This window comes from Saccharothrix sabaoui (assembly GCF_051756985.1).
Lineage (GTDB): Bacteria > Actinomycetota > Actinomycetes > Mycobacteriales > Pseudonocardiaceae > Actinosynnema.
The window spans coordinates 1-2969 of sequence record NZ_JBPKJK010000319.1; the positions used below are offsets into that span (position 1 = coordinate 1).

General features: G+C 72.2%; 3 protein-coding genes. All 3 read left to right on the forward strand.

What is annotated here, in order from left to right:
• Positions 1-597: hypothetical protein (locus tag ACR807_RS41505; RefSeq protein WP_438927045.1), on the forward strand; the 597-nt coding region annotated here is incomplete at its 5' end.
• Entirely contained in the window at positions 594-1709 is a 1116-nt protein-coding gene (locus ACR807_RS41510) for a trypsin-like serine protease (RefSeq protein WP_438927046.1), read from the forward strand. The genes ACR807_RS41505 and ACR807_RS41510, both read left to right, overlap by 4 nt.
• Before the next feature lie 172 nt (positions 1710-1881).
• Positions 1882-2969: ALF repeat-containing protein (locus ACR807_RS41515; RefSeq protein ID WP_438927047.1), on the forward strand; the 1088-nt coding region annotated here is incomplete at its 3' end.

Sequence of the window (2969 nt, forward strand, 5' to 3'; positions counted from 1 at the left end):
ATTTCGACGTGGAGATCCCCGGGCAGCCCCCTGCCCGAAATCAACGAAAACCGGAGGTATCGACGCATGAAATCGTGGTCGCGCGCTGTTGTGACCGCCTTGGCGGCCGGTGCGGTGGTGTCGGGTGGCGTCTTCGCGGCGCAGGCCGACCAGACGATCGCCGCCGACGAGCAGCAGTCACTGGTGGAGGACTTCGCCTATCCAGGCAGAGACCGGATCGAGGTCGAGGACAACGTCAAACTGGTCTCCGGTGACGGGCACGTGATCTACGCGGACTGCTCGCAGCCGCCGAGCGGCCCGGTGCAGCTGATCGAGGTGTACTCGTCGGACCTGTCCGTCGGCATGCAGGAGGACGGCAGGGTCTGCTTCAAGGTGACCGGCGCCTCGGGTTACCTGACGCTGATGTTGCCCGACGTGTTCGAGATCCGCGGCGACGGCCGCGCACCCGGCGCCGGGCACAAGGGCACGGCCGAGGTGATCGGCGAGTCCGGCCAGCGCAAGACCGTCGAACTCGACCCGGACGGCAGCGCCCAGGTGGGTATCGGCGTCCCCGGTGGCGAACCCTCGACCCTTCTGCGACTGGAGATCAAGCCGTGAAGAAGCGTTTCCTCGCAGTCGCCGCCGTGGCCCTCGCCGGCGCGGCCTTGACGGTGCCCGCCGCCGCGGTGGTCGACGGCACCCCGGTCGCCGACGGCGCGCGCCCCTACGTCGCGAAGATCACCGTCGGCTCGGAGCTGAGCTGCACCGGCACGCTGGTCGACCCGTACTGGGTGATCACCGCGAGCAGCTGCCTGCCGGAGGGCAAGGCGGTCGACATCGCGATCGGCCGCACCCTGGCGGGCCAGACCACCGGTGTCACCCGCCAGGTCACCCAGGTCGCCCGTCGCGCGGACCGGGACCTGGCGCTGGCCCGGCTGAAGTACCCCGTCATGGAACTGCCCAAGCTCAAGCTGGCGACGGCCGCGGCGACGACCGGCGAGGTGCTCAAGGCGGTGGGGTGGGGCCGCACCCGGCAGACGTTCGCCAACGACGCGCTCCACGCCTCGTCGTTCTCCGCGGGGACGTCGACCGCCGGTGAACTGGCGATCACCGGCGTGTCCGGTACCGGCCTGTGCAAGGGGGACGCGGGCGCCCCGCTGGTGCGGGAGGCCAACGGCGTCGCCGAACTCGTCGCGGTCGGCAGCAGGTCGTGGCAGGGCGGCTGCTTCGGCGAGACCGACACCCGCACCGGGGGGACCGCGAGCCGCGTGGACGACCTCGACAGCTGGGTCCGTCAGCAGATCGGCGGCCGCACCGCGATGTTCAAGAACCGCTACACGGGCCGCTGCATGATCCAGTTCTCCTTCGAGCCCCAGGCCGGGACCACGGTCAAGCAGTACGACTGCTTCCCGCAGTACTACGACCAGGCGTGGGAGCTGAAGCCGGTCACCGGCGGCTTCGCCCTGCGCAACCCGGTCTCCGACCGCTGCATCTCGGCGCGGACCACCGCGGACACCTACGGCACGACGGTGCCGGTCCAGGACTGCAACGCCGCGAACGGGCTCCAGGCGTGGCAGGTCAACCGCCTGTCGAACGGCGTGCAGCTGCGCAACGCCGTGACGGGCCTGTGCCTGGCCGTGTGGCACGGCACGCCCAACAACGGCGCCGAGGTGACCGAGCAGATCTGCGAGCCCAACTACGCCGACCAGGTCTGGGAAGAGATCGCGTGAGACGCGGGACCGCCGTCGTCGGAGTGGGTGCCACTCCGCTGACGGCGGTCGCCGGCAAGCCGGTCGGGCCTGGTCGGGCCACCGTGCCCGGCGCGAACCGGTGCCGGGAGATCGCACCGTGAACAGGGGGCCACCTCGCGCGAGGTGGCCCCCGTGCTGGAGGGGGAATGTGGTGAAGATCCGTACGGGTAGGCGGAGAACTGCCCTCGCGCTGGTCACAGCGCTCGTCTCGACGTTGTTGGTGGTGCCGCCGAACGGTGCCGTCGCCCAGGAGGAACCGCCGGCGAGCACGTCGACGGCCACCGACCGCGAACGGCTCGTCGAAGTGTGGCGCGTCGCCGGGCCGGTGCTGCGGGCGGAAGCCGAGAAGGTGCTCATCGGCACCGACGCCCAGATCAGCGGGTTCCTGGCGAACGGTTGGCAGCGCGCGGCCGAGGAGGACGACCGGCAGCGGGTCGTCCGGCTCCTGAACGCCGGGGGACCCGCCGTCGAGGCGGCCGCCAAGCGGGCGCTCGACGCCGGCACCGGCGAGGCGCTTCGCGCGTTCCTCGACAGCGGGGTGCCCGCCGAGCAGGCGTTGGACCTGCGGGTCCGGGTCAACCAGATGCAGTACACCGCGGGACCGAACCTGCGGCAGGAAGCGCAGGAGGCGCTCGACTCCGGTTCCTCGGAGGTGATGCGCCGGTTCCTGGACACCGACTGGGAGGCGCCGCACCAGCTCGACCTCCGCATCCGCGTCAACCAGCTCCGGGCGGTCGGCGGCCCGCGGGTGCGGGAGAAGGCGCAGCAGGTGCTCGACGAGGGCACCATCGCCGCGTTCACCCAGTTCATCGACCACGACTTCGCCATCGCCCAATCCCGTGACCTCGAACTCGCGTCGGTCGCGGAGCTGGCGGGCGTCGCGCAGGACGCCGGTGACCAGGCGATGCGCGAGACCGAGGCCGCCAAGCAGGCGTCCGACCGCGCGGTGCGCGAGGCGCAGCTGGCGAAGGAGGTGGCCGAGAAGGCCCGCCAGGCCACGCAGAACGCCCAGGGCAACGCGGAGGAAGCCGCGCGCCAGGCCGGTCGCGCCGCCGATGCCGCGGCCAGTGCCGCGAACGCCGCCCGGGACGCGGTCGGCGCGGCGAACGCGGCCAGCAACGCTGCGTGGGTGGCGGCCAACGCCGCCTCCCGTGCCGCCACGGCCGCGTCACTCGCCGGTCAGCAGGCGGCGCGCGCCTACTCGGCGGCAGCGGCGGCGGCCACCAACGCCGGCGAGGA